Source organism: Flavobacterium johnsoniae (assembly GCF_001879205.1).
GTDB classification, from domain to species: Bacteria; Bacteroidota; Bacteroidia; order Flavobacteriales; family Flavobacteriaceae; genus Flavobacterium; species Flavobacterium johnsoniae_A.
Genome location: NZ_MLFK01000010.1, coordinates 247,095 through 273,554, shown reverse-complemented (window position 1 = coordinate 273,554; position 26,460 = coordinate 247,095). Strand labels below are relative to the sequence as shown.

20 protein-coding genes are annotated in these 26,460 nt (G+C 35.7%); 8 read left to right on the top strand and 12 right to left on the bottom strand.

What is annotated here, in order from left to right; genetic code table 11:
- The first annotated feature begins 2 nt into the window (after positions 1-2).
- Positions 3-617: a thioredoxin family protein gene (locus BKM63_RS20130; protein ID WP_071638365.1), complete on the top strand. Its 615-nt coding sequence runs from the start codon at positions 3-5 to the stop codon at positions 615-617.
- Between the two features lie 48 nt (positions 618-665).
- Here BKM63_RS20130 and BKM63_RS20125 read toward each other — a convergent pair whose 3' ends face one another.
- A complete protein-coding gene (locus BKM63_RS20125) occupies positions 666-1,397 on the bottom strand; it encodes an AAA family ATPase (protein WP_071638364.1) in 732 nt (243 codons plus the stop codon).
- Positions 1,398-1,427: 30 nt separating this feature from the next.
- Positions 1,428-2,159: a YggS family pyridoxal phosphate-dependent enzyme gene (locus BKM63_RS20120; protein WP_071638363.1), complete on the bottom strand. Its 732-nt coding sequence runs from the start codon at positions 2,157-2,159 to the stop codon at positions 1,428-1,430.
- A 186-nt stretch (positions 2,160-2,345) separates the two neighbouring features.
- On the opposite strand from BKM63_RS20120, the gene BKM63_RS20115 reads away from it, so the two are divergent.
- The 3 genes from BKM63_RS20115 to BKM63_RS20105 all read left to right on the top strand — a co-directional run bounded on the left by BKM63_RS20115 (position 2,346) and on the right by BKM63_RS20105 (position 3,759).
- Complete coding sequence (locus tag BKM63_RS20115; RefSeq protein ID WP_071638362.1) at positions 2,346-2,573, top strand: thioredoxin family protein; 228 nt, start codon at positions 2,346-2,348, stop codon at positions 2,571-2,573.
- Between the two features lie 245 nt (positions 2,574-2,818).
- Positions 2,819-3,082, top strand: coding sequence for a DUF2024 family protein (locus tag BKM63_RS20110; protein WP_071638361.1), 264 nt, complete (start codon positions 2,819-2,821; stop codon positions 3,080-3,082).
- A 71-nt stretch (positions 3,083-3,153) separates the two neighbouring features.
- Entirely contained in the window at positions 3,154-3,759 is a 606-nt protein-coding gene (locus tag BKM63_RS20105; RefSeq protein WP_071638360.1) for a MarR family winged helix-turn-helix transcriptional regulator, read from the top strand.
- On the opposite strand, the gene BKM63_RS20100 is transcribed toward BKM63_RS20105, so the two are convergent.
- The 5 genes from BKM63_RS20100 to BKM63_RS20080 form a co-directional block, all read right to left on the bottom strand.
- Positions 3,754-5,166 (bottom strand): PLP-dependent aminotransferase family protein, encoded by a 1,413-nt coding sequence (locus BKM63_RS20100; RefSeq protein ID WP_071638359.1) that lies wholly within the window; start codon positions 5,164-5,166, stop codon positions 3,754-3,756. The two genes, BKM63_RS20105 and BKM63_RS20100, sit on opposite strands and share 6 nt — an antisense overlap.
- 69 nt (positions 5,167-5,235) lie before the next feature.
- A complete protein-coding gene (locus tag BKM63_RS20095; protein WP_071638358.1) occupies positions 5,236-6,234 on the bottom strand; it encodes a glycoside hydrolase family 130 protein in 999 nt (332 codons plus the stop codon).
- 114 nt (positions 6,235-6,348) lie between these two features.
- Positions 6,349-6,642, bottom strand: coding sequence for a DUF3861 domain-containing protein (locus tag BKM63_RS20090; protein ID WP_071638357.1), 294 nt, complete (start codon positions 6,640-6,642; stop codon positions 6,349-6,351).
- 36 nt (positions 6,643-6,678) lie between these two features.
- On the bottom strand, positions 6,679-7,386 hold the full coding sequence (locus BKM63_RS20085; RefSeq protein WP_242661199.1) for a LytR/AlgR family response regulator transcription factor: 708 nt from the start codon (positions 7,384-7,386) through the stop codon (positions 6,679-6,681).
- Entirely contained in the window at positions 7,386-8,429 is a 1,044-nt protein-coding gene (locus BKM63_RS20080) for a sensor histidine kinase (RefSeq protein ID WP_071638356.1), read from the bottom strand. The genes BKM63_RS20085 and BKM63_RS20080 overlap by 1 nt, the downstream gene beginning before the upstream one ends.
- Positions 8,430-8,694: 265 nt before the next feature.
- Between BKM63_RS20080 and BKM63_RS20075 the strand changes: the two genes are divergently transcribed.
- The 4 genes from BKM63_RS20075 to BKM63_RS20060 all read left to right on the top strand — a co-directional run bounded on the left by BKM63_RS20075 (position 8,695) and on the right by BKM63_RS20060 (position 15,302).
- Positions 8,695-9,855 carry an efflux RND transporter periplasmic adaptor subunit gene (locus tag BKM63_RS20075; protein ID WP_071638355.1) on the top strand — a complete coding sequence of 387 codons (1,161 nt, stop codon included), beginning with the start codon at positions 8,695-8,697 and terminating at the stop codon, positions 9,853-9,855.
- A 6-nt stretch (positions 9,856-9,861) separates the two neighbouring features.
- Complete coding sequence (locus BKM63_RS20070) at positions 9,862-13,029, top strand: efflux RND transporter permease subunit (RefSeq protein ID WP_071638354.1); 3,168 nt, start codon at positions 9,862-9,864, stop codon at positions 13,027-13,029.
- 19 nt (positions 13,030-13,048) lie between these two features.
- A complete protein-coding gene (locus BKM63_RS20065) occupies positions 13,049-14,455 on the top strand; it encodes an efflux transporter outer membrane subunit (protein ID WP_071638353.1) in 1,407 nt (468 codons plus the stop codon).
- A gap of 361 nt (positions 14,456-14,816) precedes the next feature.
- Positions 14,817-15,302 (top strand): hypothetical protein, encoded by a 486-nt coding sequence (locus BKM63_RS20060; protein ID WP_071638352.1) that lies wholly within the window; start codon positions 14,817-14,819, stop codon positions 15,300-15,302.
- 110 nt (positions 15,303-15,412) lie between these two features.
- On the opposite strand, the gene BKM63_RS20055 is transcribed toward BKM63_RS20060, so the two are convergent.
- The 5 genes from BKM63_RS20055 to BKM63_RS20035 form a co-directional block, all read right to left on the bottom strand.
- Positions 15,413-18,235, bottom strand: coding sequence for a M16 family metallopeptidase (locus BKM63_RS20055; protein WP_071638351.1), 2,823 nt, complete (start codon positions 18,233-18,235; stop codon positions 15,413-15,415).
- 11 nt (positions 18,236-18,246) lie between these two features.
- Positions 18,247-20,517: a Gldg family protein gene (locus BKM63_RS20050; protein ID WP_071638350.1), complete on the bottom strand. Its 2,271-nt coding sequence runs from the start codon at positions 20,515-20,517 to the stop codon at positions 18,247-18,249.
- Positions 20,518-20,528: 11 nt separating this feature from the next.
- Positions 20,529-21,476 carry an ABC transporter ATP-binding protein gene (locus tag BKM63_RS20045; protein ID WP_071638349.1) on the bottom strand — a complete coding sequence of 316 codons (948 nt, stop codon included), beginning with the start codon at positions 21,474-21,476 and terminating at the stop codon, positions 20,529-20,531.
- A gap of 64 nt (positions 21,477-21,540) precedes the next feature.
- Positions 21,541-22,911 (bottom strand): RagB/SusD family nutrient uptake outer membrane protein, encoded by a 1,371-nt coding sequence (locus BKM63_RS20040; RefSeq protein WP_071638348.1) that lies wholly within the window; start codon positions 22,909-22,911, stop codon positions 21,541-21,543.
- A gap of 11 nt (positions 22,912-22,922) precedes the next feature.
- A complete protein-coding gene (locus BKM63_RS20035; RefSeq protein ID WP_083572294.1) occupies positions 22,923-26,306 on the bottom strand; it encodes a TonB-dependent receptor in 3,384 nt (1,127 codons plus the stop codon).
- Positions 26,307-26,460: the final 154 nt, after the last annotated feature.

Here is a 26,460-nt window from a genome sequence, read left to right as displayed (position 1 = left end):
CCATGAAAAAAATAATTTTATTACTAGTATTAGCATTTTCTGCCTTTCTAGCTCAGGCACAAACAGGAACGACACTAAAGGCAGGAGATACTGCACCGGATTTTAAACTAAAAAATGTTGACAATAAAGAAGTTTCTTTAGAAAGCTTTCCAAAAGCAAAAGGTTATATTATAGTTTTTACCTGTAATACATGTCCGTATGCTGTGGGTTATGAGCAGAGAATTATCGATTTAGATAAAAAGTTCAAACCGCAGGGATATCCGGTAATTGCCATTAACCCAAATGATCCGGAAGCTTCTACAGCAGACACTTTCAGTAAAATGCAGGATTTGGCAAAAGAGAAAAAATATCCTTTCCCTTATTTGTTTGATGCTGGACAAAAAATTACAGACGAGTACGGTGCAAAACGCACGCCGCACGTTTTTATCGTTTCTAAAACGGCAAAAGGAAACGTAGTAGAATATGTGGGAGCCATCGATAATGATCCGGAAGGAACAAAAGCAGACAAAGTAAAATATGCCGAAGATGTAATCGCATCTTTAAAAAGCGGTCAAAAACCAGCTATAACGCAGACTAAGGAAATTGGCTGTACAGTAAAAAGAAAAGCAAAAGCTTAACACCAGAATTTAATTTGTTAAAAAGCGTCTCCTATTGAGACGCTTTTTTTATAGAAGAGCTTTTTCGAGCTTTTGTTCTTCAAGTTCCAGTTCTGCAATAATCTGCCTTTTCATTGTCGTATGCACATAGTCTTTTGCTTCGGCGTATGAAATTGCATATTTTCTCGGAATATCCTGCAAATGAAGAGGAAAATCAACCAGTAACTTATTATAGTAAATATTCAGTTCATTCTCATTTGGCATTTCAAATTTTAGTTTGATCTGAAATCTTCTCAGTAATGCTGTATCAATACTATTGTAAAAATTCGTAGCACAAATCAGTAAACTATCAGTTGGGAAATAATCAATTAACTGAATAATGGTGTTAACCAAACGCCTCATTTCGGCAACATCTTTATCATCGCTTTCACGGCTTTTGCCAATCTGGTCAAACTCATCCAGAAATAATACTGCTTTTTCCCGAATTGCCTTGTCAAAAATGGCTTTTACATTTTTAGAAGTCTCTCCAATTTTAGCATTGATTAAAGTGCTGAGGTTGATAATCACAATGTTTTTGTTTAAAGCCGTCGCAATGGCTTTTGCAGTAGTCGTTTTACCACAGCCTGAATGCCCGTGAAGTAAAATTTTATTATCTACTTTGAGATTGTATTTTTTTAATTCCTCAAGATATTTATGCTCTTTAATTGTTTGAAAAAGAGCTGTTTTGTTTTCTTCGCTGAAAAGCAAATCCTCCAGGGCAATTTTTTCGGTATCGTTTACAACAAGTTCGTACAGATTCATTTGAGATTTTATTTGGTGCAAAATTAGGTTTTATTCTGCAATATTTTCGTTCCAGATTTCTTTACCTAAAAATCGGTTTCCAAAAATCGAAGTTCCTACTCTCACAAGATTAGAACCTTCGGCAACAGCCAATTCTAAATCTTGAGACATTCCCATTGAGAGTTTTAAGTCGGTTAAATTTTCAATTTTTGCCTCGTAAATTTTATCTCTTATTTCGCGGAGCAGGCGAAGTGACGGACGCATTTTTTCTTTTTCAACATCTAATAATCCAATCGTCATTAATCCCTTGATTTTTAAAGTGTCGTACTTTTTAATTTCTTTAATAAACGGAATAACATCTGCCGGCGGGAGCCCAAATTTACTTTCTTCAAACGAGGTATTTACCTGAACAAAAACATCAATATTTCTACCTTCTTTTTGGAGCTGTTTGTGCAGTTCTTCTGCCAGGCTTAATCGATCGAGAGACTGAATACAGCTAACATATTTCAAAACATCTTTTACTTTATTTGTCTGTAAATGACCAATAAAATGACGATTGATATTTAAATTTTTAAGTTCCGCATCTTTATCGCGAAGTTCCTGCATTTTATTTTCTCCAATAAGATTTTCTCCGGCTTCAACGGCTATTTGTATTTTATCTGCAGGAACAGTTTTAGTAGCCAGTAACAATTGAACATCCGAAACGTCTCTTCCTGAATCTTGGCAGGCTTTTTCGATACGATGGTGAACCTGCTTCAAATTAAAAATAATATCCTCTTTCATAATAGGCAAAGTTAAAGTTAAAGTGGATTGTAAAAGTGATCCAGTTTTTTCTATATAAAGTAGTCCAGATAAAAAATGAAGTACTGGACCAGAAACTGATTATAAATGACAAAACTGGATTATTTAATGGTTAGGTATCCTGCCTAATTTTGTCCTGGCAATGAAGTCAAATTAAAATCAAATCAAATGAGCAAATCAATTTTTTATCACGCAGGTTGTCCAGTTTGCGTAAGCGCAGAACACGACATTTTAAATTTAGTTAAAGATGTTGAAGTAGTAAACATCGGAGAAGACAGATCTCGAATAGCAGAAGCTCAAAAGGCTGGTTTAAAATCGGTTCCGGCTTTGGTAACTCCAAACGGAAATGTACTGCACATTAACTTCGGCGCTTCTATGGAAGAAGTGATTGGGTAAATATAAACACCTCTTTGGAGTTTTCTTCGAAGAGGTTTTTATAAACATTGAATTGAAAAAGATTTTTTTAAACACATAGAAACATAGATTTTTTTCTTTTATAAAGAGTAAAAAAAGAAACTAGTTTCTAACACATAACTATGTTTGTTTAAACAAGTGAAACGCCTTTTACAACACTTTTAAAAACTATGTTCCTATGTGTTTAAAACTACAACAATAAATAAAAACTAAAAATAAAAAATAAGATGAAAGTAGCAGTATGGGATACTTATGTAACCCGAAAAGACGGTAAAGTAATGCATTTTGATATTTTGGTTGATGAAAATACCGACGATGCAGGTCAGGTTTTTGAATACGGTAAACAATATCTCAAAACAGTTTTGCAGGAAGGCCAGCCTTTGACCTCAAAAGAATGCAGATTTTGTCATATCGATAAAGCACCTGCAGATATTGAAAATCAAATTCTTAAAAACGGATTTTCGATTATCGAAATGGAAAATTGTTATTAATTTTTCGTTTAGAATTAGTAATTCGATAGACTGAAAGTGGGGGCTTTCAGTCTGTTTTATTGGATATAATTATGAAAAACATCTTCAATTTAGAAACGCAAAATAGTAGTTTAGACGGAAAAATTACCGCAGGATTCGAACGATTGTCTCAGGTTTTCCGGGTTTTGTTGTGGGAAAAAGCAAAAAAATACGATTTGAGTCCGATACAGATTCAGCTTCTGATTTTCATAAAAAATCACGCTGCAAATAAAGCAACTGTAAGTTATCTTGCTAAAGAGTTTAATTTAACAAAAGCGACGATTAGTGATACGATTAAAATTTTGGATCAAAAAAAATATATCACCAAAACGCTTCATACTTCAGATTCCAGAAGTTATACCATGGAATTAACGCCCAAAGGTTTAGAAATGGTTCTGCTGACAGAAGATTTTACAGATCCGTTATTTGAATTAGTATCAGGAAGTTCCCAAAAGGATAAAGTGATTTTGTGGAAAAATATAAGTTCATTGATTCAGCAATTACATGATTTACAGGTTATAAGTGTTCAGAGTACCTGCCATAATTGTGGTTATTTTTCACAGCAGAACGGAAATAATTATTGCCGTTTATTAAATACAAAACTGGAAACAAACGATATAAGACTTGACTGTCAGGATCATAAACCTGTTCGGTTATAAATACTTTGAAAGTGCTGTAATTCCTTCTTCCATTTGTTGTTCGGTCAGTGAGGCATATCCCAGTCTAAAACCATTTACGGGCTTGTCAAAACTAAATTTCTCGGGGCTCATTAATTTGATTCCCTTTGAGAGCAATTCGGTACATATTTTTTCTGTATCAACCGTTTTGTTCGGTACAATCCAAAATGCCAGACCACCTTCGGGTTTGCTAAAACTGATTTTGTCTTTTAAATGAAGCTTGCATAAGCTCTCAAAATAATCTCTTTTTGCCTTATAAATTAAGTTTGTTTTTTTGAGATGCCTCTTGATTTTTCCTTCGTTTATAAGATGAAGTACTGCTTCTTCCATAATATTATCGCCCTGAACATCAATTATTTTTCGGTGCTGTCCAATTTTTGCGATATTCTCTGGACAAGCAGCGAGATAACCAATACGAAGCGCCGGAGCGACAATTTTGCTTAAAGTGCCAATGTAAATGTAGTTTTTAGCATTACTATAACTCGAAATTGGCAGAATTGGTCTTTGTCCAAAATGAAATTCATTATCATAATCATCTTCAATAATCGTAAATCCGTATTGATTGGATAATTCGATAAGTTTTAATCTCTTTTTTAAACTCATTGTAACCGTGGTCGGAAATTGATGATGAGGCGTTACATAAATGGCTTTTATAGAAGAATGTTTTTTAAGATGATTTTCTACTTCGTCCAAATCCAAACCATCTTTAGTTACATTAACCGGAAGCAGACTGGCTCCGGCATTTTCAAAAGCTTCCCAGGCAGGTTTATAACCCGGGTTTTCAATTATAATATAATCTCCGTGAGATAACAAACAATGCGCCGCGAGATACATTGCCATTTGACTGCCGCGCGTTATACAGATTTCATCAAAAGAAACATTCATGCCGCGTTTGAAATTCAGCATTTGAACAATGGCTTTTCTAAATTCGGCATTGCCGAGTTCATTGCTGTAACCCATAATCTGCCAGCGTGATTTTCTGTTGAATATTTCACGGTATGCACGTGCCAGATCGTTCATAGGAGCGAGACGGCTGTCCGGAAGTCCGTCATCAAAAACAAGATGCGGTTTTTGGTTTTCAGCTTCAATATGGATTTTTGTTTCTTCCTTTTTATTAGAGTTAATTTCAGGAAGGATATCGGCAATAAAAGTTCCTTTTCTATCCATTGTAATCAGCCAGCCTTCGGCAATTAAAACATCTAAGGCTTCAATTACTGTGTTTCGGTTTACATTTAATAGTCCAGCCAGTTGTCGGCTTCCGGGCAAGGCGTTACCGCTGGTTAATTTTCCGGATTTAACCGCAATGATTATAGCATCAGCAATTTGCAGATAAAGTGCCTTGTCTGATTTTTTATCTAACTGGATCTCAAATTGCCATGGTCTTAACATCTGGACTGTCTATTTGTGTTTAAAAAGCTTTGGATTAATAGTCCAAATTTAATTTAAAAAAATAGAAAACTAGATTTTATTAGCCAAAAGTTCTGTCAGCAGGATTTTTAAATTTACTGAGGCACACGCAATACCTTCATCGGCAGCGCCATAATAAATGTATAATTCTTCGTCGTCGAGAATAGTTCCTGTTGGGAAGCAGACATAATTGACATATCCCTTTAATTCCCAAGGCTGATCCGGAACAAATAGCGGATAAGGCAAACGTGCAATTTCGCGGGTTGGATCATCGATATCGAGAAGTGCTGCACAGGCCACGTACATATAGCCGTTTATGGTATCGTGAACTCCATGATAAATTAAAAGCCATCCGTGTTCTGTTTCGATTGGCGGAGCACCGTTTCCTAAATAGCTCAATTCATGCGGAAACTTTGGATCGAGTACAATATGATTTTTGAAATCGAGCATATAATTTCGCCAGTATTCCGGATTTAAATCATCGAGCTCGTTAACGGAAGCCATTTGGATACCAGGACGAATTCTATGTAGAAAATGAAGTTTTCCGTTTATTCTTCTCGGAAAAAAAACCACATTTTTATCCCATACATAACTGCTTCCGGTACTGGGCTGAAAATATTTTATATTTAAATCCTGTTGGGTTTTTATTAAAGAGCGCAATTCATCGCCGCTTAACTGCGGTACCACAATTCCGTGTTTTGTAAAAGTTTTTAAGTCGGGAGAAGTAGCCACGCATCCAAAAGCATTCTCGCCGTCATAACCGCAATAAGAAAGATAATAAAGGTCGTCGATTTTAACGATTCTCGGATCTTCGACACCATATTTCTCGTTGGGCAATTCAGGCACTATAACCGGATATTCATATCGTTCTTCGATAGTAAGAGGATCAGAAAGACGGCAGTATCCAATTGTGGAATGATTTCCTAAAGCCACAGCGCGGTAAAAAATATGTATTTTTCCGTCAGCAGCAATAACGGCTGGATTTAGAACACCTTCAATTTCAAAATCCAATGCTGTTTTAGTGATAATTAATCCATGTTTGTGTATCATAAAGCTATTTTTTTAGATCATTCTAATAAAATTAATGAAATAGGCAATAACTTGATTTACATAACATTTTAAAATTCTTTCATAATTTGGGATAAAAAAAAAACTTGCAGTGAACTACAAGCTTTTTAGTTTTTTCATGAAGATTGGAAATACTTCGTTTAGTTCATCGAATAAAGGATTTTTGCGGTGTTTCAGTTTTATTTCGCTGAACAATTTTAATCCCAGCGCAAATTGAGTCGCTTCAGATGGATTTTCGAATATGTTTTTTTCTCTTATTCGCTCAATAATTCCAAATATTTCATCGTGATTATCAAATTCAATTCCGAGTTCTTTTGCCGGTTCGGTTTCACCGTTAGCGTATTCTTTTAAACTTAATGTTAAATAATATTTATTTGATCTTTTTTCCATGATAGTAATTTCAATTTTATTTTAACCATTTATCAACTATGGTTTTAAATGTTTCTTTGTATTGTTCGCCCACCGTAATTTCGGTTTTTCCAATAAAAATGAGTTTTTGCTGATGGCGTTTATTTTATCAAGGCAGACAATAAACGAGCGGTGCACCCGCATAAATTTTGCCGAGGGTAGTTTTTCTTCTAAAGCTTTTAAGGATATGAGAGAAACCACTGTTTTTGAATCGTCTAGATGTACTTTTACATAATCTTTCAGACTTTCGATATATAAAATCTCTTTTAGAGAAATTCGAACCCATTGATATTCTACTTTCAAAAAAATAAATTCATCGTCTGCAGTTATGGGCTGATATTGATTAGAAGATTCTTCGGTTAGCTGCAGCACCTTATTCGCTGCTCGCAAAAACTCTTCGTAACTAAAGGGTTTTAAGAGATAATCTACAGCATTCACTTTATAACCCTCAATTGCATAATGATTGTAAGCTGTTGTAAAAACAATTTTAGGCAGTGATCCAGGCTGTTCCTGCAAAAGTCTGGCCAGTTCCATTCCGGTTAAATTGGGCATATTGATATCCAGAAAAACCAGATCCGGCTGTTTTTCCCGAATTAAACTCATAGCTTCAACCGCATTATCGCAGCTGGCACTTAGTTCTAAAAAAGGAGTCTGCTCAATAAAAGTTTGAACTAACTTTAATGCGAGAGGTTCATCGTCTACTGCTATACATTTTATTATTGTCATTATTGTAAAGTTATTTGCAGTTTTACATTATACATGCCATTTTTGGTTACACCGCATATCAGCGAATGTTTATGCGGATAAATTAAATGCAGTCTGCGTTTGGTATTTGTAAGCCCAATGCCGCCTTCATTTGTTGTAGAAGATTTTTCAAAATAAGTATTTTCTACTTCAAATTCAAGACTGCTTCCGGCTTGCTTGAGCGAGATATGAATTTCACTTTTATCTGTGGCATGAATTCCGTGTTTAAAAGCATTTTCTACTAAAGGTAGTAATAACATCGGAACAATTGGGTAATCGTGTATTTTTTCGGGAATATCAGTTGTGATGGTCAGTTTGCTGTTGGCACGAAGTTTCATCAGGGCAATAAAGTCTTTCATGAATTCGGCTTCTTTTAATAAAGTCGTTGTTTCTTCGGTGCTGTAAAGTAAATAACGCATCATTCGGCTTAAAGTATGAAGCGCATTTCTAGAATCTTCAATATCTGTATACGTTAAAGAATAAATACTATTTAAGGAATTGAAGAAAAAATGAGGGTTGATTTGAGCTTTTAGCATTGCCAGTTCGGCCATTGTTTTGTCCTGTTCTAATTTTTGCTTGTGCTGTGCGGCTTTCTGCCAGTGCTGTAACATAGCCCAGCTCGTGCTAATGCCCAAAACTAATAAAGTGAGCATTAAAACATAATTATCAAAATAAGGGTTTTTATATTTTTTGAAGCCTAAAACAAGACTAATTTTAGTGTGAAGATCTGTCTGTGACGTATAAAAGAAGGCGATTAGCTGCATGGCAAAAATCGTGAGAAAAGCCCATATTAGAAAAGGAGAAGTATTGTCTTTTATAATGGTTTTTGGGACTATAATTTTTGCATTAGAATAAAATATGGTAATTAATAAAATCAATATAATAATCTGCCAGAGCCAAAAAACAGACGGAAGTACTACATTCCAGGTTAAGGGGATGTAAAACAGCATAATAAATCCCAATAATAACCAGCCCAGAATGTGAAGTCCGGTAAATAAATAAGGTCTAAAAAGGTTTGTTGCCATTCGTTTATTTTTGTTTTTGAGACAATATTACATTTTATTTAAATGTGAATTTAAACCAATCGCTAAACAGAGATTTACAGACTTTAAAAACCATTTTAGAGCCGACGAGCTATAAAATTAAACGCTTGTTTAATTTTTTAAAATTTCCATCGTGTCTAAGGTTATCTTTATCGATAGTTTAATGGTCTTCGTCTATTTGAAATTTTTTGTATGTAATATTTTATTTCTTTTGTTCGATATAATCGATAATTACATATTATTTCTAATGAATAAGCAATCATTTTTAAGTATTCTCGCAGCATCAGTTCTTATCGCATCTTGCGGTAAAAATGATAAACAGGCTCAGGCCGGAGGCGCACCGCAAATTAAAGAGTATAAAACGCTGACCGTACAGCCAAAATCAGCCACTTTAAATACAGACTTTCCTGCAAGTATCCAAGGACAGCAAAACATAGAAATCCGACCGAGAGTAGAAGGCTATATCGATAAGATTTTTGTAGATGAAGGTGCTGTGGTAAAAACCGGACAGCCTTTGTTTAAAATCAGTGCTCCTGAATACGAACAGCAGGTTCGTACTGCAGCGGCAAGCATTAAAAGTGCTCAGGCAGATTTAAGTGCGGCAAAACTTGCTGTAAATAAAGTAAAGCCTTTGGTTGAAAAAGGAATCATTAGTAAATACGATTTAGAATCGGCACAATATACTTATGAATCAGCTGCAGCCGCTTTGGCTCAGGCAAATGCTGCTTTGGTCAATGCCAAAACCAATTTAGGCTATACTACCGTAACAAGTCCGGTTAATGGCGTTGTAGGTTCTATTCCGTTTCGATTAGGAAGTCTGGTAAGCTCAAATACAACTGAACCTTTAACTACGGTTTCAAGTATTGGAAACGTGTATGCCTATTTTGCATTAAACGAAAAAATGCTTTTAAACTTTACAGAAAATGCCGGAGCAGGATCTTCATTAACCCAGGCAATTAAAAAAATTCCACCTGTTTCATTAATTCTTGCAGATGGTTCTGCTTATCCTGAAAAAGGATATGTAGAGACTGTAAACGGACTTATTAATACAGAAACCGGATCAGTAAACATAAGAGCACGTTTTCCTAATCCAAAAGGAGTTATCAGAAGCGGAAGCAGTACAACAGTAAGAATTCCAAAAGAAGTGAAAGAGTCTATTATAATTCCACAGAGCGCTACTTTCGAACTTCAGGATAAAATTTTTGCAGTAATTGTAGGAACAGACGGAAAAACCAAAAATGCTAACATCACAGTGCTTGAAAATACAGCAGGCAATTATTATGTGGTAACAAGCGGCTTAAAAGCAGGAGATCAAATTGTGTTAGAAGGTGTAGCTTCTTTAAAAGAAGGAACTGAGATTAAACCTCAAAATCAAAATGCCGAAACTGTTTACGCAGACTTAAAATAAGAAAAAATGTTTAAAATATTCATACAAAGACCTGTACTTTCGACAGTAATATCTGTTATTATTGTCATCTTAGGTATTTTAGGCTTGGTCGAACTGCCTATTTCTCAGTATCCTGATATTGCGCCGCCAACAGTAAACGTTGCCGCAAGTTATACGGGTGCAAATGCCGATGTGGTGTTAAAAAGTATTGTAATTCCGCTTGAAGAACAAATTAACGGTGTAGAAAACATGACTTACATGACTTCTACAGCAACCAATGATGGAAATGCTTCGATAAAAATATTCTTTAAAGTAGGAACAAACCCGGATTTAGCGGCGGTAAACGTGCAGAACAGGGTTTCGAGAGCTACAAGTTTACTTCCGGTAGAGGTAACTCAGGCTGGGGTAACAGTAACAAAGAGCCAGAGTAGTAACTTGCTGATTTTTTCTTTATACAGTGATGATAAAGCATACGATCAGACTTTCCTGCAAAATTATGCTAAGATTAACCTTGTACCTCAGATCCAGCGTGTAGTTGGAGTAGGAGATGTAACCGTTTTTGGTGCAAAAGATTACTCGATGAGAATCTGGCTGAAACCAGATATTATGCAGCAGTATAAGCTGATTCCAAGTGATATTTCGGCCGCTTTGGCAGAACAAAATATAGAAGCTGCACCAGGTAAATTTGGTGAAAACGGAAATCAGGCTTTTCAATATGTAATTAAGTATAAAGGACGTTTAACCAGTTCTCAGGAATTTGGGGATATTGTTATAAAATCTATTGGTAACGGACAAATACTTCGATTAAAAGATGTGGCTAAAGTTGAGTTGGGAGCTTTAAGTTATGCCTCAACAACTAAAACCAATGGAGTAGAATCGACAGCGATGGCCATCAGCCAGACTCCCGGATCAAATGCACGTGATGTAATCAATAACTCTAAAAAACTAATTGAAGAAGCCGCAAAGAATTTCCCAAAAGGAGTAAAATATACTATTCTTGTTGACGTAAATGAGAATTTAGATGCTTCTATTGAGAAAGTAATTCACACTTTGGTTGAAGCTTTTATATTAGTTTTCATTGTAGTATTTATTTTCCTTCAGGATTTCAGATCTACTTTAATTCCGGCTATTGCAGTTCCGGTTGCGATTGTAGGTACATTTTTCTTCCTGAGTTTGTTTGGATTTACGATCAACTTATTAACGCTTTTTGCAATGGTTCTGGCCATTGGTATTGTGGTCGATGATGCGATTGTGGTCGTCGAGGCCGTGCACGCCAAATTAGACCACGGATATAAATCGGCTAAAAAAGCTACGATTGATGCCATGGGTGAAATTTCTGGTGCGATCATCTCAATTACACTTGTAATGGCGGCCGTATTTATTCCGGTAACTTTTATTACAGGATCAACAGGGGTTTTCTACAAACAGTTTGGTATTACACTGGCTGTGGCGATTATTCTTTCGGCAGTAAACGCCCTGACTTTGAGTCCGGCCTTATGTGCTTTGCTTTTAAAACCGCATGCAGACGATCATAAACATAAAACTTATTTACAAAGATTTTATACTGCGTTTAACGTTGCGTTTGATAACGTAACAGGAAAATACAAAAGATCAGTTCAGTTCCTTTCTGTAAAAAAATGGATTGTGGCGGCTTCTATTGTAATTGCCGGTGCTGCTTTGTTTTATATGATGAAAACCACGCCTTCAGCTTTCGTTCCTTCGGAAGATCAGGGTACCGTTTTTGCCAATATCAGCTTACCGCCGTCTGCTTCTATGGAGCGTTCTGATGTAATTGCCAAAAGAGTTGACAGTATTGCCAAAACTATTCCGGGGGTCAAAAATACGCTTCGTATTGTAGGACAAAACTTTACGGCTGGAGCGGGAAGTGCCTATAGTATGGTTATTATAAAATTAGAAACTTGGGAAAAACGTGACCTAAGTGTTAATGATGTAATTGGACAGCTTTTTGCAAAAACAAGCGGTATTCGTGAGGCTAATATTTTCTTTATTTCGCCGCCAACGATTCAAGGTTTTGGACAAAGTGGTGGATTCGAATTCCAATTACAGGATAAAGGAGGACATACCACGGCAGAATTCTTTAAAGTAAATAATGAATTCTTAGCAAAATTAGCAGAACGTCCTGAAATACAATACGCAACAACTCCTTTTAACCCGGGATTCCCTCAGTACATGATGGATGTAAATCTGGCGAAAGCGAAAGATGCTGGTGTTTCGATCAATACAATTTTGTCTACAATGCAAGGATATTACGGAGGATTATACGCTTCGAATTTCAATAAATTCGGAAAACAATACCGTGTTATGATTCAGGCTTCGCCGGAATTCCGTACCAATACAGAAGGATTAAATAAAATCTTCGTTAGAAACAGCGCTGGAACAATGGCACCAATTACAGAATTTGTAAAAATGACCAGAGTTTTTGGACCGGAATCTATTTCAAGATTTAACCTTTTCTCTTCTATTTCGATTACGGGAGCTCCAAACCCTGGATTTAGTTCCGGAGATGCTATTAAAGCGATTCAGGAAGTTGCCGCCGAAAATTTACCGGCAGGCTATGGTTATGAATTCTCAGGATTAACGCGTGAGGAATTGGCTTCAGGAAGTGAAACGATTTTCATCTTTATTTTATGTTTGGTTTTCGTTTATTTCTTATTAAGTGCGCAGTACGAAAGTTATATCTTGCCGTTTGCGGTATTATTCTCAATTCCGTTTGGATTAGCAGGAGCTTATTTGTTCTCGATTATTTTCAAACTAAACAGTAACATTTACCTGCAGATTTCCTTAATTATGTTAATTGGACTTCTAGCCAAGAATGGTATTTTGATTGTTGAATTTGCTTTAGACAGAAGACGAAAAGGACTGCCGATTGTGCAAGCCGCAATTGAAGGAGCCGTAGCACGTTTACGTCCAATTTTAATGACCTCGTTTGCCTTTATTCTGGGACTTGTGCCGTTAATGTTTGCCACCGGAGCAGGAGCCGTAGGAAACAAATCAATTGGAACCGGAGCTGTAGGAGGTATGTTAATCGGAACCATTTTAGGGGTATTTGTTATTCCGGTTTTGTTTATCATTTTCCAGACTTTACAAGAAAGAATCAGCGGTCCGGCCAAAGAAGGATATGACGACGATGACGATGAAGAGGAAATTCAGTTAATAGAAGCTCACAAAGAGTAAAATTTAATTAAAAACAGAGATGACTAATAGTTCAAACAAATATATTCTTATGGTAATCACAGCCGCACTTTTGAGTGCGTGCTCGATTACCAAAAAGTACGAACGCCCAACCACACTCTCGACAGATAAACTGTATCGTGACGAGACTTCTGCGGATACGACTACAATTGCAGATATGCCGTGGCAGAGCGTTTTTAAGGATGAGAAACTAAATGCATTGATTCAAAAAGGATTAGATAATAATCTTAATTTGAAAAATGCTATTGAAAACATTATTCAGGCACAAGCTTCGCTGCGCCAAAGTAAACTGGCGTATTATCCAACCCTAAACCTGGATGCAAGTGCCACACGTACAAAACAGTCAGAAGCTGGTTTAAACTTTCCGGCGGGAATTAATATTAATACCTTAACGACGACTTACAAATTAGGTTTAAGCACCTCGTGGGAGGCTGATATCTGGGGAAAACTAAGCAGTTCTAAAAGAGCTGCCTTGGCAAGTTATTTAGCAACAGATGCAGCTAAACAGGCAGTTCAGACTCAATTGATTGCAGATATTGCCAATAATTATTTTTTATTACTTTCTTATGATAAATCTCTTAAGATTACAGAGGAAACTTTAGAAAGCCGTATCAAAAATGTTGAAACCATTAAAGCTTTAAAGGAAGGCGCAATTGTAACAGGGGCATCTGTTGTACAAAGTGAAGCCAACCAGTATGCGGCCGAAGTTTTGATTCCGGATTTAAAACGAAGCATTCGTGAAACCGAAAACGCTATCAATATCTTATTAGGACAAGCGCCGGGACCGATTGACAGAGGTGAATTGGGAACGCAGATTATTCCTGAAAATATAGCTGTTGGAGTTCCGTCTCAGTTGTTGGAAAATCGTCCGGATGTGCGTCAGGCAGAATTTAATTTCAGAGTAGCTTTTGAATCTACTAACCTGGCTAAAACTTATTTTTATCCAAGTTTAACGCTTACAGCAAGCGGCGGATTTTCGAATTTAGAATTAAAAGACTTTTTCAGCAATTCTATTTTCTACTCGATAATTGGAGGATTAACGCAGCCAATTTTTAATCAGGGTTTAAATAAAACCAGATTAACAACGGCTCAATCGCAGCAATTACAAGCTTACAATAATTTCCAGCAAAGCCTTTTAACGGCAGGACAGGAAGTTTCAAATGCCTTGTTTGCATACCAAATGGCTGCTGCAAAAGAAGATTCCAGAAAAAAGCAAATTGAAGCATTAGAAAAAGCAGTCGATTTTACGCAGCAGCTTTTAGAATATAGTTCGGCTACCAATTATACAGACGTATTAACCTCTGAACAAAATCTTCTTTCGGCACAATTAAGCGGTGTAAATGATAATTTACAGAAACTGCAGGCTGTTGTGAATTTGTACAGAGCTTTGGGCGGCGGATGGAAATAAAATACGGCAATAAGGTACTTTTGTCGTTAAAAATGTAACCTTGGTCTAAATAATATACAATATTAAAATTTTGTATTTAGTTTTACTGTGTTAAGATTTATTTCTGCGGCATATCTAAAATAAAACAATAAAATTCCACAATGATCATGATCGTTCGCATGATGATCGCTATTAATTAAATTTAAACATGACTAAAGACGCCTCATTATTGAGGCGTTTTTAATTTTAAATATATATATCGGTTAAAAGATACTTTTCGTCGATTGGTTTAGCGTTTCTGTATAATTCATTCGATAAACGTTGATATTGGCACTACTTTAGATTATTATCTATTTGAAATTAATATTTAAATTCTAAAAACATGAAAAAGTTAGTATTCGCCTCCGTATTATTTATGAGTGTATTTTTTGCTCATGCACAAGTATCAGTTAATATAAACATCGGAACACCTCCAAACTGGGGACCGCAGGGATACGATGACAGCAGATATTACTATTTGCCGGATATTGATATTTATTATGATGTAGCCCAAAGCCAGTATATCTATGATAATAACGGCAGATGGGTTCGTGAAAGAAGACTTCCTGCAAAATACAGACAATATGATTTATATTCCGGTTATAAGGTAGTTTTAAACGATTACAAAGGAGATGCTCCATATTCGTATCACTCCAGACACAGAGCCAGTTATCCAAAAGGTTACCATGGAACTCCTCAGAAAACAAGAGGAGAAAAACCAGCAAAAAAGAATAAATCTCATGGTAATCAGAAACATGACAATAGGGATAAGAACAATTCCAAAAAACAATCAAACAAAGATCATGGTAGTCACAATGATCGCCATTAAGTAATGAAAAACGCCTCATTTAGAGGCGTTTTTTAATTTCTAAAACTATTAAACAAAAAAGGCTGTCCGTTAAGACAACCTTTAATGACTAATAAAAATAAAAATGTATTCTAAAGTTTTTTACTTTCCTGATTGGCTTCAGGGTTCATAATAACTTCGACACTACTAGAACTATCCAAAACGTGCTTACTAAACTGCTGAATAGTTTTTTGATTAATTTTAGAAATTAAATTTTTATATTCTTCATCTGTTGAAAACGGAATCTGATTTAATGTGCTGTTATAGATTGTTGTATTCCAGAAAGAATTGGTTTTAAGTGATTCTTCTCTGTTTTTCAACAAGGCTTTTTTAATATCTTCTAAATCATCTGCGTTGACCGGGTTTGTTTTTAAATCGTTTATTTCTTTCCAGACAATCTGCATTAATTTTTCCTGTTTATCAGGATTGCAGTCAAAAGTCAGAGCCAGGCTGAATGAAGGTTTTGGAATTAATTCCAGATTGCCGCCAACATTTACGCCGTAGCTGCCGCCTTCTTCTTCTCTAATAGTCTGCAGGAATCGTTTAGATAATAATTCACCAATGATGTACATAGTCATAGCATTTTCTTTGCTGTACTCTGTTTTACCTGTTATATTTAAGTAAACAGTACTTTTTGCCACTTCCATCGGGCGATTAAAATGCACTACGGTTTTACCTTTTTTCGGTTCGATGTTATGATCTGTAAAAGTTTCTTTTAAAGCTGGATTTGATTTTAGGTTTCCGATATATTTCTGAATTAATTCTAAAGCTTTTTCTGGAATGTTTCCAACGAAAACAAAAGTAAAATCAGATGCATTTTTGAATCGGTCACGGTAAATGTTTTCTGCTTTTTTTAGATCAATAGTTTCCAGGAATTTTTCATTGAATATGAAAGTACGCGCACTATGGTTTGAATTGGCCAGATCAATAGAGTCTTTAAAAGCATTTTCGTTATCCTTTTTAATGGTTTCTAAACGATTTTTATATTGTTCTTTTAGAATATTAAAAATATTGGGGTCAAAACGAGGTGCTTCAAAAGAAAGATATAACAATTGAAGCATGGTCTCAAAATCGGCTTTATTGGAACTTCCCTGAAATCCTTGTGTGTTCTCGCCAATAAAAGGAGCAGATTGTGCCACCTTACCCGTAAGTTTTTCTTTTAAACCAATATTATCAAAACTGCCCAAACCCGATGATCTTGCAATCGTTGATGCAATTTCAGCAGAAGCTAAATCCTCGGTTTTAATTAAAGATTTACCGCCTTTTGCAAATGCGGAAAAGACAATCTGATCCTGCGAATACTTTGTTGGCAAAACAATAACATTGGCTCCATTTTCCAAAATATACCCTTTTGCGTCTGTAATTCCGGCTATTTCAAATGTTTTTTTAATTGGGGCAGGTTTTAGTTCTTTTTCTACTAAAGGAGCATTGTTTTCTTGTTTTGTGTAAGGTTCTAAAGTCTTGTTTTCGACCTTTTTTATCACATTTATAACCGCTTCTTTCGTAGGAAAATCATTTTTATCCTGATCTGACCCGCTGACCAAAACTATCTGGTTTGTTGGTTTTTGAATCGTTTTTGCATAAGCATTCAATTCCTCTAAAGTGATGCTTTTTATGATCCCAACAATTAATTTATAATCATCTTCAGGGGAAAGGAATGGCTTAGCTTTTAAGAAATAATTGGTGAGTTTATCAGCCCAGCTGTCATTATCCACTTTATCTTTGTTACTGATAAAATCGTCGTAGGAACTAATAAAAAGTTTTTTCGTTCGATCTAATTCGGCTTTTGCGGCGCCAAAACGATTTAAGCGTTCTGTTTCGGTATAAGCTTCTTCAAAAGCGTCAAGTATTTTTCCTTTTTTGGCTAAAGCCGAAATATTAAATGAAGTATTTAGTCTGGAAATAGGTTCAAAATACGTTTTTAAATTTAAAGCACCACCTTGATTTTTTATGAGCAATTCTTTAAAACGATTGTTTAAAATACTGGTGTAAAATGAATTCATTACATTTTTGCGCGTCACGATGCTGTCTTTTAATAAAGGCTCATCTAAGACATACTGAAGTGTAATGGAAGTCGATGAAGCTTCTTTATCTGTCGCCGTACCAAAATACAATTCGTTATGTTTCGGAATTTTTTCATAGGTTCTTGCTGCTGCTTTTTTTGCAAGTGGAATATCAGAGAATATCGCTTTGACTTTTTGCTCTATAGCTTTTACATCAATATCTCCCACTACAATAACGGCTTGTAAATCTGGTCTGTACCATTTTTTGTAATAGTTTCGCAGATCCTGGTATTTGAAGTTATTGATGATATTTAAATCACCAATAACATCTCTTTTACTGTATTTCGAATCTTTGTATAAAACGGGATCTGTCTGCATTTTTAAACGAAAACCGCTGGTTCTTCTGGTTCTCCATTCTTCTCTGATTACGCCTCTTTCGGCATCAATTTCTTCATTGGTTAAAGAAAGAGAGCCAGACCAGTCGTGTAAAACCCAAAGTGTAGAATCTATCAGTTTTTCGTTGCCAGCGGGAACCGAGCTGATATTGTAAACGGTTTCATCGTGAGCGGTATAGGCATTGATGTCTTTACCAAAAGTAACTCCGTTTTTTTCGAGCATCTTGATAATGCCTTTGCCTTTAAAATGTTTGGTTCCGTTAAAAGCCATGTGTTCCAGAAAATGTGCCAATCCGTTTTGATTGTCGTCTTCCAGTATGGCGCCAACGTTTTGCACAAAGTAAAAACTGGCGCGGTCTTTTGGTTCTTCGTTATGCAGGATGTAATAGGTGAGTCCGTTTTTTAATTTTCCGGTCGTCACGTTTTTGTCCAGCGGAATGTTGGTTTTAAACTGAGAAAATGCGCCTTGAAAAGACAAGGCCATAATCCCAATAATGATAGTTTTTTTAGTATTCATTTCGTTGTTTTTTATCTTCTATTTCTTCTAATTAGGATAAAAGCACCGCTGAGTATAATCAATAAAGGAAACAGTCCGATGAAGACAATTTTACTTATAAAAACCTGATTAGCATTCATGGTTATTTTCTTGTCAGTATTTTCAGGGCGCGTGGTATCGATTGGAAATTCGTAGTTGGTAAACCAGCTGAAGATATCAGTTACGAACTGGAATGTTCCTGAACCGCCTCGGCTTAACTCGGCATTGCCCATAAAATCTGCATCTCCGGCCACAATTATTTTTTGAGATTTACCGTTTATATTTCTTGTTAGAGCTACAACAAGCGGCACTGCTGTTGTCGAAGGCTGTTTTTTCAAATTTTCAGGAATGGAAGTAATTCCAGCTGGCGCTTCCCATGCAGGCTGATTATTGGTTTTTAAAAGCGCTGTCACTTTAAAACCTGCGTCTTTTGTCGTTTTAATGCCGCTGCTTCCTAAAAGCGGAATAGGATTATGATCGTTTTTGGTTTTACTAAATTTAATTACAGCAGTGTCGATGTTTTTTTGGAAATCGGTTACTAAATAATCAGGAGAATTGGTTTCACTTTCCTGAACCAGAGCTTGTTTTGTAAAACTCAAACCTAATTTATCTGTAATTGACGCCAGAGCAGAATTAGTTTCCGGTTCAGCCAAAAGCATTACATTTTTTCCCTGATCGATATATTTCGTAATACGGTCTAATGCGCCCTGGCTCAATTGCGTTTTCGGATCGGCGATGATTAAAATACTCGTTTCGTTAGGAATGTTCTGCGCATTAATATCAACAGAAGAAACATCAAATCCTTGATTGATAAGTGAATATCTGAAGGTGATTTCATTAAATCCGGTTTTGTAATTTTTATCTCCAATTTTGTCAACGCTTCTTTCCATGTTTCCGGTTGCAAAAACAATTTTTGGTGCCGGAACCACAACACGTTTTAAAGAAGCAGAGATTTCTTTTTCCATAGGAACTTTAAACATATCGTCAAACATTCTTAGGAATGTTTTCTTACCGTTATATTCTACTGTACGGACAACTCTGTTCTGCTCAGATTTTAAATCTATAACCTTTTTAATTTCTTCAGGAGAATATAGTTTTTTCAGCTTTAAATCCTGGGTTTCGATCATTTTCTCCGCCAGCTGCTTGTCGTTCAATCCAGGGTTTTGGGCATACAAAGCTTCATTGTTTGAAGTATCATAGTAATACACATATTCCATTTCCAGCTGTGGTATAAAACGAGTGTATTTTTCAAAACTTGCTTTATCCGAATTTTGAGAATAAGGCATAGCCATATAATAATTGATATCTAATAAGTTTACATAAGTGGTTAACTTTATAGGGCCCTCTATTTTTTTGACAATTTCTAAACTGGTTTTAGTTAATGTTCTGTCTTTTGTACGAGTCATATCGTGATATAACGTAAGAGGAGCTCTAGATGTAATGTACCCAAGTGATAAAACAACTGTGATCAATAAAGTATATTTTAAAACTCTTTTAGAAATGGTTTGTGCGTCTCTACCGGTTTGTAATTTATAGATACTCAGTACAATAAAAAGACTGCTTACTAAAACAAAGTAAAATACATCTTTACTGATAATAAGTCCTTCCAGCATTTCGTTTGCACGTCCGGCGATAGAAAGGAAATAAGTGATATCTTTTACAACTTCGACATCCTGCCAGAGTTTTCCAATGAAATTTAAACCTGCCAAAACCACCAAAGTACTAATCGCAGCAACAACTTGATAAGAAGTTAAGCAAGACATAAAAAGTCCGATTGCAGCATAGGTGCAAACCAACAAATACAAGCCGATAAGTCCCGAAACAGCAAATTTTAAATCTAAATTATCGATGGAGAAGTACGCAATACCAACCTGCATACCTAGTATTACAATAAATAAAAGACAGTAAGCGGCAATGGCTAAATATTTACCCAATACAATGTCTTTAATTTTAATTGGGGAAGAAAGCAGGAGTTTGATCGACCCGCTGTTAATTTCACGGCTTACTAATCCCATTGTTAAAAGCGGGACGTACAGGTATAAATAATTCTGCATTTCGGTATATAAGCCGCTGAAACCTGAAAATATCGTTTGACTAAGGTTACCAATACCTTCTCCAATTTTTTGTGCTTTTTCAAAACGTTCAACCGTACCGAAGAATTTCCAGCTGGACTGGATCGAAAATATTACTAAAACGACCCATGCCACCGGCGAATAAAACATGGTGTTAAGCTCTGTTTTAGCAATTCTGTATATTGTTTTCATTTGTTTGTTTTTTAAGAAAGAATAGCGTTTTTAGAAGGCGCTTTTTTAGATAATTGAGCAAAAATTTCGTCAAGTGATACTTTTTCAAATTGAATTTCACGTAGTTTCCAATTGTTGTAAACGCTTAATGAAATAATTTTTTCTGCCACTTCCTGCGTTCCGGTAAAAGTGATCTGCACTTTTTTAGGCGAAAGAAAAACAGCTGCTGTTACTTCAGGAATATCTGTTAAGACGTTAATTGCAGGCGGGTTTTCAAAACTTGCCGTTAATTTATCTGCTTCGATATAATTATTGAAAGCATCAAGTGTATCAGCAAAAACCATGTGTCCGTTTTCGATCATTCTGATATCCTGACAGGTTGCCTGAACTTCAGATAGAATGTGCGACGAAAAAATGACCGCTTTATCTTTTGATATTTTTTTAATTAATTTTCTAACTTCTAAAATCTGGTTTGGGTCAAGTCCGTTTGTGGGTTCATCTAAAACTACCAATTTTGGTTCGTGAATAATAGCCTGGGCAATACCTACACGCTGTCTGTAACCTCCGGATAAGTTTCGAATTAATCGGTTGCTGAAATGGGAGATACCGCATTGCTCTTTGGCTTTCTCTAAAGCATTTTTTAGATTTTCCTTTTTTACATGTCGCAGTTCGGCACAGTGAATTAAGTATTCGTCTACCGTTAGATCTAAATGCAACGGCGGGGTCTGCGGTAAAAAGCCAATTAATTTTTTGGCTTCAACAGGGTTTTCTTTTAAATTGATTCCATCAATAAAAATATTACCGCTGGTCTGGTTTAAGACACCGCAAAGAATATTCATTGTAGTTGATTTTCCTGCACCATTAGATCCTAAAAGACCTAAAATTCTATTTTCTTTAATTTCAAAACTAATATTTTGTATTGCCCAATCCTTACTGTATTGATGCGACAAATCCTCAACTCTTACAATTGTTGTTTCCATAGTGTTTTTAAAATCGCAAGAATGTATTTTTACTGAAAACACATTCTTGCGTTATTTTTAATTTTTAGTATCCTGAATTTTGGGTTAAAAAGGGATTAGAACGAATGGCAGGTTCTGGAATTGGATATAAACTATCTGTACTTTTCCAGATTTTATCAGATAAAACAGAGAGTGTTTCATCTAATTTTCCAGTTCTTTTAAGGTCCAGCCAACGATGGCCGTTTTCTGCAAAGAACTCGCGTTGTCTTTCCAGCGCAATTAAGTCTAATAATTGATTTGCATCTGTTAGAGCGGTATCATCTAATAAAGCTCTGTTTCGAATTACATTAATATCTTGCTGAGCCCCGGTAATATCATTCGATTTTACCCTGGCTTCGGCTCTAATTAAATAAAGTTCTGCCAATCTTAAAGGAGTAGAGCGTTCTACAGGAGAATCTTCAAATCCGTTTTGATATTTATAAGGTGCAATACCTAGAAATACACCGGCTCTATTTCTAATTTCAACTGTCCAGTTTGTTTTTCTGGCATCACCGGTTTCAAAGAGTGAATTACCTTTTCTCAGCAACAAAGTACCGCCGGTAGTAAATACAGAGGATCCTTCGTATGTATAATCAACATTAAAGTAAGGTATCTGCAATATAGATTCATCACTATCTGCGATAAAGGGACTATTGCCCTCTCCCAGATCAGTGATGATTTTGTAAATTCCTGTCTGATTTATTACTGCAGAGGCATGCGCAGTGGCTTCAGTCCATCTGCCTAAATAAAGATTTACCCTTGCCAATAAAGTTTCTGCAGCCCATTTTGTAGCTCTAATTCTTTCCTGATCATAATTTTTATAATCTACCGGAAGATCTTTAGAAGCATCTGTTAAGTCCAGCAAAATTTGCGCATACACATCTTCTTGCGACGATTGCGGTGCTAATGCAGAAACATCTATGTTTGTTGTAAGAACTAATGGTACATTACCCCAAAGGTTAGTCAGGTAAAAATAACAGTATGCTCGTAAAAATTTTGCTTCTGCAATCCATTGTCTGCTTTTAACTGCATTAAGAGAAGTACTTTTAGAAACTCCTTCGATTACGTTATTAGCATTATAAATCGTTTTATACAATTCGCCCCAATTACCATTTATAGTTCCGTCAGTTTCCAGAATTTCATTAGAACTGTAAACATTTGCAATACCTGTTGCAGGCACCAATTCGTCAGCAGTTTGTCCAAGAGCAGAATGCACTCTGTTGTAATAAAAATCGGTAACCATACTTTGGTAGATTCCGTTTACAGCAGCTTCAGCAGTTGTTTCTGTAGAGTAAACACTTTCTGATGATAATTGATTACTTGGAAGATCAACATCAAGAGCAGCATCACAGCTCGTAATTCCTAATAAAAGAAAAAACGAAAATATAGAGGTATATTTAATTGAAATATTTTTCATGATTTTTAGATTTAAAATGTAAACTGAGTTCCAAAAGTTATAGTACGTAATGGCGGCAATGCCAATCCCTGCGTTTCAGGATCAAGGCCTTTATACTTAGTAAACGTTACTAAGTTTTGTCCTTGAATCGAAAGTCGGATACTCTGCAGGAATTTCTTTGTTGCCTCATCTAAAGGAATTTGATAAGAGGCACTTACATTTTTAAGTTTTATATAAGATGCATCTACAATCGAAGCAGTTGATCCTATATAATTGAAAAAACTATTTTGAAACCCTGAACTTAAAACATTTCCCTGCGCTAAATAATCATTATATTCATCCACTTGAAAATTTGCAGTGCTGTAAGGATAGCCAGGCTGTGCTCCAGTGTCTGACATTAAAGTTCTACCGTCCTGTTTTACAAATTGAAATAAGAAATCAAGCGTAAAAGCTTTATAACTAATCGTGTTAGAGATACCGCCATAATATTGAGGATAAGTAGGTCCAAAATATTTTCTGTCTCCTCTGCCGGTTTCAGCAAATCCGCTTGAGATTCTGCCGTCTCCGTTTACATCTTCAAATTGCGAAATACCGTTGGCATTTACACCTGTAAAATTGTATAAATATCTGCCGCCTAATGGCTTTCCAATCACATATTGAGAATAATAGCTGGTAAACTCTATTCCGGGAAATGATACTAATTTGTTAGAATTGGTAGAAATATTAAAAGAAGTTGACCAATTTAAATTTTTAGTATGAATATTTGTTGTACCAAGAGTAAATTCCCATCCTGTATTTTCAACTTCAGCCGGTAAGTTTGCCGTATAAGTTGTAAAACCTGCCTGTGCACTAAGAGTATAGCTTACCAACTGGTTACTCGAAGTATTTTTATAATAAGCTGCAGTAAAAGAGATACGATCATTAAGGAAACTTAAATCGAGCGCGGCTTCAAATTTCTTTGTTAATCCCCATTTAATGTTAGGGTTTGCAATTCGTGCTGCAGACATAGAAGCATTTCCGTTGCCGTATGTACGAGTGTCAAAAGTTTCGGCATATTGATAATCTCCAATTTCATCACTTCCAATTTCTCCATAACTGGAACGCAGCTTTCCAAAGCTTAACCATGCAAGATTGCTTAAGAATTTCTCCTGAGTAAAAACCCAGGCAGCACCTACAGATCCAAAATTTCCAAAACGATTATTTGCTCCAAAACGGGATGAACCATCTCTTCTAAAGTTAACGTTTAGAATATACCTGTTTTGAATATTATAGTTAAGTCTGCTGAAAAGAGAAATGTATTTATATTCTACACTTCCATTGCTGGCAGTTACACTTTCTGCCGTACCTAAGTTGCCAATTAAATTATCTGCACTATAACCGCTTGAATTAACGTAAGACGGCATTTCTGATTTTCTATTCTGCCATGATCCTCCAACAAGTGCTGTTAAGTTTCCTTTCCATAATTCTGTTGTGTAGTTAAGCTGTGGTTCAACAGTAAAATTATTGGTATTATTGGTTGAAACCGTATAAGATCTTTGAAAGTTTACATTACTTCCGTTTGCTTCGGCATAAACATGATTGGTTGCAGAGCCCGGCATAAATTGTTTCGTCTGCATCTGCGCTCTGCCATATCCTAAATCTGTTTTGAAAGAAAGTCCTTTTTCAATTTCGTATTGAAGATTAAAGCTGGTAATTAAATTGAGTCCTTTATCGTCAACTCTTTTCTCCAAAGCGGCAAGAGGATTTATGTCACTAAAATAATCCGGTGACCAGTAATAACTGCCATCTTCATTGTATAACGGACGGTTAGGAGCAGTACCCAGCGCATAAGTTGTGATATCAAAAAAAGGTAGTTTGTTATTATCTGTTGCAAAAATTACAGAAGCTCCAATTTTTAATTTCCTGTCTAATGTACTGTGATTGATATTGAAGTTAGTAGAAAATTTATCATAACTGAAATCCCCAGGCACAACCGTAGTTTCTTTATGATAAGCACCGCTTAAAAGAAAATTAGTTGTTTCGTTCCCGCCTTTTAAGGATGCCGAATAGTTATTGAAATTTGCAGTTCCTCCAATTAACTTTTTCTGCCAGTTGGTATAAGCATTAGGATCCCAGTCTGTAATAGCAATACCGTTACTATCAACATCAGCAACGTTGCCATTATTATTCAAAGCAGTTTGCAGCATGTTTAGATAAGAGGGAGTATCTAACATTTTTGCCATATGTACTACTTCCGAAACCCCTGAGTTGGTCGTTATAGTAAACTCTGTTTTTCCGGATTTTCCTTTTTTAGTAGTAATAAGTACAACACCATTTGCACCTCTTGAACCGTAAATAGCAGTTGCATCAGCATCTTTTAAAATTTCGATGCTTTCGATATCATTTGGATTAATAATGTTTAGCGGACTCGTCGATTTTTGAGCACCTCTAATTACATTTTGATCCTGTACCTGCTGTTTAATGTCGTCTCCAATGTATGGAACACCATCAACAATATAAAGCGGAATGTTGCTGCCTTCAATAAAATTTCGGCCTCGAATACTGATATTCATATCACTTCCCGCATAACCCGAAGTCTGAGTTACAAAAACTCCCGGAGTCCTTCCTTGCAGTGTTTGCAAAATATTGGTTACGGGTTGTTTTTGAATATCTTCAGATGTAATCTTCACTACAGATCCAGTTGAAGTTCTTCTGGTGGTGGTACCGTAACCAATTACTACGATTTCATCCAGTTTAGCCAGATCGGGCTGCATTTTGATGGTAATAGAGGTTTGGTTTTCAACGGTAACCTGCTGTGTTTTATATCCCAGATAAGATACTTTTAGTACGTGTTTCCCTGATGGTAATTCAATGTAAAACTGCCCGTCAAAATCTGAAATCCCTTGTTTATTACTGCCTGCGACAGCTATAGAAACACCGGGAAGAGGCTGTCCGTTTTCATCCAGAACTTTTCCGGTAAGCATATAATTTGCATCATCGTCATTCTCTGTTTTTGCAGCAGTTTTGGGAGTTTCTTTTTTGTAGATAACAACATTTTTATCTACTTGTTTATAAACTAAATTACTGCCCTGAAATACAGAGTTTAAAAGGTCACTAACACTTCGGCGTCCTCTGGGTGTAGTTACTTTTGGAAAATCTTTTATGATTTGCGGCTGATAAGCAAACAGTAATCCCGTTTTATTTTCTATTGTTTTAAATAAAGTCTTAATATCCTGATTGTGAAGTTCAATGTCAACAGATATTGATTCTAAATTTTGACCGCTCATTTCGGTAGCAAAGACCATATGAGTACCACAGGTCAGTAAGAAAATGTGGAATAAACTGATTCGCATGATCATAATTGTTTTTTTTGACAAGTGAAAAAAAGATGATTTCTTTTCACTGTCAAACATGGTTGTTTTACAGCGTAATTTCATAAATTTGCATGTTTTTTAATGGTTACTGGATTAATTATTAAGAATCTGGGCCATCTGGTGTAGGAGCTGGATGGCTTTTTTTATTTTGGTTTTTGGTTAATTTTTTTTTAAAGGTTAATAATTTTCTCTCTTCAGCTTTCTAAGTAGGAGGTTA